Below are 4,990 nucleotides of genomic sequence, written 5' to 3'. Positions count from 1 at the left end.
CGCCGTTCGACCTGCCGCTGATGAACACGCTGATCCTGCTGCTGTCGGGCACCACGTGCACCTGGGCGCATCACGCGATCATCGAGGGCAAGCAGAAGGACGCGGTCCGCGGATTGCTCTGCACCGTCGTCCTGGGCGCGATCTTCACCTGCATCCAGGCTTACGAGTACATGCACGCGCCGTTCACGTTCGGCCAGGACATCTATTCGTCGACCTTCTTCATGGCGACGGGGTTCCACGGCTTCCACGTGCTGGTGGGCACGACCTTCCTGATCGTCTGCCTGATCCGGGCCGCGAAGGGCCAGTTCAAGCCCACGCAGCACTTCGGCTTCGAGGCTGCCGCCTGGTACTGGCACTTCGTCGACGTGGTGTGGCTGTTCCTGTTCTTCTGCGTCTACTGGTGGGGCGCCGGCAAGGCTCCGATCGCCCTGCACTAAAGCGGGCATACGGGCTATCTTGGAACCGCCGGGTGCTCCCCGGCGGTTCGTTTTTGGGGAGACGCGCTTGTCTGACTGGCCACGCCAATCGCCGTTCGATGTCGCCCTGCGGGGCGCCTGCCCACGCTGCGGGAAGGGGCGATTGTTCACCGGTCTGCTGACCGTGGTCGATCGCTGCTCCACGTGCGGGCTCGACCTGCGCGGCAACGATGCGGGCGATGGGCCGGCGGTGTTCGTCATCCTCGGGCTCGGCGCCATCATCATGATACTCGTCTTCTGGGTGGAGTTCCGCTACGAGCCGCCGTGGTGGCTCCATGTGGCGATCTGGCTGCCGCTCACCTTCGCGCTGGCCGTCTGGATGCTGCGCTTCCTCAAGGCGCTGCTGACCGCCCAGCAGTTCGTCCATCGCACGACCGAACTCGACGAGTAGAGGAGATCCCATGATCCGGCTGAGGCCCGCTTTCTGGCCCACGCTCGTCTCGCTGCCGATCCTGATCCTGTCGCTGGGGCTCGGCATCTGGCAGATGGAGCGCCGCGAATGGAAACGCGACATCCTCGATCGCATCGCCACCAATCAGGCGGCGCCGCCGATGAGTCTCGATGAGCTGCTGAGCGGCGTGCCGCTGCGCCACGAGTACGGGCGCGTGAAAGTCGCGGGCACCTTCGAGCACGGCCACGAGTTCTTCCTGGCCGCGCGCAGCCTGAAGAACAAGGTCGGCCTGCAGGTCATCGTGCCCTTGAAGACCGACGATGGTCGGGTCGTCCTGTTCGATCGCGGCTGGGTGCCCGACCGGGCTGCCGCGACTCAGGCCGCGGCGCAGCCCTCGGGACGGGTCGAGCTGACCGGGCTGGTTCGCCGTTCGCAGATCAGGGCCCGCTTTGCGCCGGAGAACGTGCCCGAGAAGAACGTCTGGTTCCAGGCCGACGTGCCGCTGATGCGCAAGATGGCGGGGGCGGCGCCGGATCCCAGGCTCGACACGTTCTTCCTCGAAGCCGATGCCACGCCCAATCCCGGCGGCGTGCCCGTGGGCGGGCAGACGCGCCTCGACATTCCCAACGACCATCTCCAGTACGCCATCACCTGGTTCCTGATCGCCCTCGCGCTGGTCGGTGTCTATCTCGCCTACCACTGGGAAAACGGGCGCCTCGAGATCAACGGCCGCAGGAAGGGCGAATGATCGCCAACGATCCCTACGCCGAACTGGAGCGCCGCTTCGCCCGAATGAGCGATATCGGTCGCGCGGCGGCCATCCTGAACTGGGACCGCTCGACGATGATGCCGGACGGCGCGAGCCAGGATCGGGCCGACCAGCTCGCGACCCTGGGCGTCATCGCCCACGAGATCATCTCCGCGCCCGAGATGCCCGAACTGCTGGCGCGCGCAGAGGAGGGCAGGGCCTCCCTGGATCCCTGGCAGGACGCCAACCTGCGCGAGATGCGCCGGTCGTGGGTGCACGAGAGCGCGCTGCCGTCCGACCTCGTCGAGGCCCGCACGCGCGCCTGCTCCGCCTGCGAGCTTGCCTGGCGTTCGGCCCGCAAGAATGCCGACTTCAAGTCGCTGCTGCCGACGCTCTCCGAGGTGCTGACCATCATGCGCCGCGTCGGCGAGGCCAAGGCCGCGGCGCTGGGCACCTCGCCCTACGATGCGCTGCTCGACGAGTTCGAGCCCGGGGGGCGTTCTGCACGCATCGACGTCCTGTTTACCGAGCTGCGCGGCTTCCTGCCCGACCTGCTGGGCCGCGTGCTGGAGCGGCAGCGCAGCCAGCCCGAACCGCTGCCGCTCGAGGGTCCGTTCCCCGTCGAGGCGCAGCGCCGGCTGGGCGAGGAACTGATCCGCCGCATCGGCTTCGACTTCCATCACGGCCGCCTCGACGTGTCGGCGCACCCCTTCACCGGCGGCACGGCCGACGATGTGCGCATTACCACGCGCTACGACGAGGCCGACTTCGCGCGCGCCCTGATGGGCGTGCTGCACGAGACCGGCCACGGTCTGTACGAGGCTGGCCTGCCCAAGGCCTGGCGCCGCCAGCCGGTCGGCCATGCGCGCGGCATGACCCTGCATGAGAGCCAGTCGCTGCTGATGGAGATGCAGGCCTGTCGCAGCGACGCCTTTCTGGCCTTCGCCGCGCCGCGCATGCGCGGCGCCTTCGGCAAGGACGGGCCGGCCTGGACCGAGGAGAACATCCATCGGCTCTACACGCGCGTGGCGCCGGGGTTCATCAGGGTCGATGCCGACGAGGTCACCTATCCGCTGCACATCATGCTGCGCTACCGCTTGGAGCGGGCGATGCTGGCGGGGGACCTCGCGCTGGCCGACCTGCCGGGTGCCTGGAACGACGGTATGCGGGAACTGCTGGGCATCGTGCCGCCCGACGACTCCCTGGGCTGCCTGCAGGACATTCATTGGCCGGACGGCGGCTGGGGTTATTTCCCGACCTATACGCTGGGGGCGCTGGCCGCGGCCCAGCTCTTCGCTGCTGCCCGCCGCGCCCATCCCGGCCTGATGGACGCGATCGGGCAGGGCGATTTCGGCCCGCTTCTGGGCTGGCTGCGGACCAACGTGCACGGCAAGGGCTCGATCGCCACCACCGACGAGATCCTGACCGGGGCTACCGGGGCGCCGCTGGACGCCGCCGCCTTCAAAGCCCATCTGGAAAGCCGCTACCTGCAGGCGTAAGAGGGACCCATGCTCGACCTTCGCCCGAACTGCGAATGCTGCAACAAGGACCTGCCCAACGGTGCGTCCGACGCCCTGATCTGCACTTTCGAGTGCACCTTCTGCGCCGACTGTGCCCGAACCCGTCTGGGCGGACATTGCCCGAACTGCGGCGGCGATCTGGTCAAGCGCCCGACCCGCCCTGAGAAAGCCTTGGCCAAATTCCCGGCCTCCACGAAACGGGTCCGCAAGGACCATGAGGCCTGTCGGCAGGTCGCCTAGCCGGAGTTTCCCTTGCGTTACATCAGTACCCGCCACGGCTCGCAGGGAAATCCTGCGCCGCTCGGCTTCGAAGACATCATGCTGGCGGGCCTCGCCCGCGATGGCGGCCTCTATCTGCCCGCCGAGTGGCCGCAATTCAGCATGCCCGAGATCGCGGCGCTGAAAGGCCTGGGCTACACCGAGCTCGCCTTCCGCGTCATGAAGCCGTTCGTCGGCGACGCCTTCGACGAGACGACTTTCCGCCGCCTGATCGGCGAGGCCTATGCCTCGTTCGAGACGCCGGAGGTCGCGCCGCTGAAGCCGCTCGGCGAGTCGGGCCTGCACCTGCTCGAGCTGTTCCACGGCCCGACGCTCGCCTTCAAGGACGTGGCGCTGCAGCTCCTCGGCCGCATGCTCGACCAGACGCTGACGGCGCGCGGCCAGCATGCGACCATCGTCGGCGCCACCTCGGGCGATACCGGTTCGGCCGCCATCGAGGCGGTGCGCGACCGCAAGACCATCGACATCTTCATGCTGTTCCCGCACGGCCGCGTGAGCGAGGTCCAGCGCCGGCAGATGACGACGGTGCTGGCGCCCAACGTGCACAACATCGCGGTGCAGGGCACGTTCGACGACTGCCAGGACCTCGCCAAGGCCTGCTTCAACGATCTGGCGTTCCGCGACAAGCATTCGCTGACGGCGGTGAACTCGATCAATTTCGCCCGCGTGATGGCGCAGATCGTCTACTACTTCTGGGCAGCGCTGAAGCTCGGCGCGCCGGAGCGACCGGTGGCGTTCAGCGTGCCCAGCGGCAATTTCGGCAACGTCTATGCCGGCTATGCCGCGAAGCAGATGGGCCTGCCGATCTCGCACTTCGTGGTCGGCGCCAACAGCAACGACATCCTGGCGCGCTTCTTCGAGAGCGGCACGATGACCACCTCCGAGGTCGTGCCGACCTTGAGCCCGAGCATGGACATCCAGATCTCGAGCAATTTCGAGCGCCTGCTCTTCGACCTCTACGACCGCAATGGCGCCACCCTGGCCGATGCGATGACCGCGTTCCGCAGTACCGGCACCTTGAAGGTCGGCGGCAACGTTCTGGCGGGCGTCCGCCAGCTCTTCGACGCGGGCCGGCTCGACGATGCCGGGACTCTGGCCGCCATGTCGGATTGCCTGAAGCGGTTTGGCGAGACCATCGATCCGCACACCGCCGTCGGTTACGCACTGGCCCAGCAGCATCGCCGCGACACCTCGATTCCCATGGTCGTGCTGGCGACGGCGCATCCTGCGAAGTTCCCCGACGCCGTCGAGAAGGCGACCGGCCGTCGGCCGCGTTTGCCGGCCCGTCTCTCGGACCTGCTGGAGCGCGCCGAGCGCGCCGACCGGATGCCGAACGACGTCGCGTCGCTCAAATCGATGATCGACGAACGCCGGGAGATGGCCGCCGCGCCCGCAGCCAGGAGCAAGGTGCGTACGTGAGCAATGTGAAGGTTACGACCCTGGCCAACGGCCTGCGGGTCGCCGTCGACCCCATGCCCGAGGTCGAATCGGCGTCACTCGGCATCTGGGTCGCCTGCGGCACGCGCCACGAGACCGCCGAGCTGAACGGCATGGCCCACATGCTGGAGCACATGGC

Annotated in this window: 7 protein-coding genes; all 7 read left to right on the top strand. The window is 67.9% G+C overall.

Annotation, left to right across the window (positions count from 1 at the left end):
• On the top strand, positions 1 to 437 hold a 437-nt coding region (locus Q0Q48_RS28575), incomplete at its 5' end, for a cytochrome c oxidase subunit 3 (protein ID WP_295145865.1).
• A gap of 142 nt (positions 438 to 579) precedes the next feature.
• Complete coding sequence (locus Q0Q48_RS28570) at positions 580 to 867, top strand: DUF983 domain-containing protein (RefSeq protein WP_295145863.1); 288 nt, start codon at positions 580 to 582, stop codon at positions 865 to 867.
• A gap of 10 nt (positions 868 to 877) precedes the next feature.
• Positions 878 to 1,615, top strand: a complete 738-nt coding sequence (locus Q0Q48_RS28565; RefSeq protein ID WP_295145861.1) for an SURF1 family protein — start codon at positions 878 to 880, stop codon at positions 1,613 to 1,615.
• Positions 1,612 to 3,114 carry a carboxypeptidase M32 gene (locus Q0Q48_RS28560; protein WP_295145860.1) on the top strand — a complete coding sequence of 501 codons (1,503 nt, stop codon included), beginning with the start codon at positions 1,612 to 1,614 and terminating at the stop codon, positions 3,112 to 3,114. The genes Q0Q48_RS28565 and Q0Q48_RS28560 overlap by 4 nt, the downstream gene beginning before the upstream one ends.
• A gap of 9 nt (positions 3,115 to 3,123) precedes the next feature.
• Entirely contained in the window at positions 3,124 to 3,375 is a 252-nt protein-coding gene (locus tag Q0Q48_RS28555; RefSeq protein ID WP_295145858.1) for a DUF1272 domain-containing protein, read from the top strand.
• Positions 3,376 to 3,387: 12 nt separating this feature from the next.
• Positions 3,388 to 4,833 carry a threonine synthase gene (gene thrC, locus Q0Q48_RS28550; protein ID WP_295145856.1) on the top strand — a complete coding sequence of 482 codons (1,446 nt, stop codon included), beginning with the start codon at positions 3,388 to 3,390 and terminating at the stop codon, positions 4,831 to 4,833.
• A partial coding sequence (locus tag Q0Q48_RS28720) for an insulinase family protein (RefSeq protein ID WP_366915324.1) occupies positions 4,830 to 4,990 on the top strand: 161 nt, incomplete at its 3' end. The genes thrC and Q0Q48_RS28720, both read left to right, overlap by 4 nt.

This window comes from uncultured Reyranella sp., from assembly GCF_945957355.1.
GTDB lineage: Bacteria > Pseudomonadota > Alphaproteobacteria > Reyranellales > Reyranellaceae > Reyranella.
Note: the sequence above shows the minus strand (reverse complement) of the source record. Positions and strands in the feature narration are given on the sequence as shown.

Coding starts and splice junctions, on each gene's coding strand:
- Q0Q48_RS28565 (WP_295145861.1), top strand. CDS start 878: ATGATCCGGCTGAGGCCCGCTTTCTGGCCCACGCTCGTCTCGCTGCCG.
- Q0Q48_RS28560 (WP_295145860.1), top strand. CDS start 1,612: ATGATCGCCAACGATCCCTACGCCGAACTGGAGCGCCGCTTCGCCCGA.
- Q0Q48_RS28555 (WP_295145858.1), top strand. CDS start 3,124: ATGCTCGACCTTCGCCCGAACTGCGAATGCTGCAACAAGGACCTGCCC.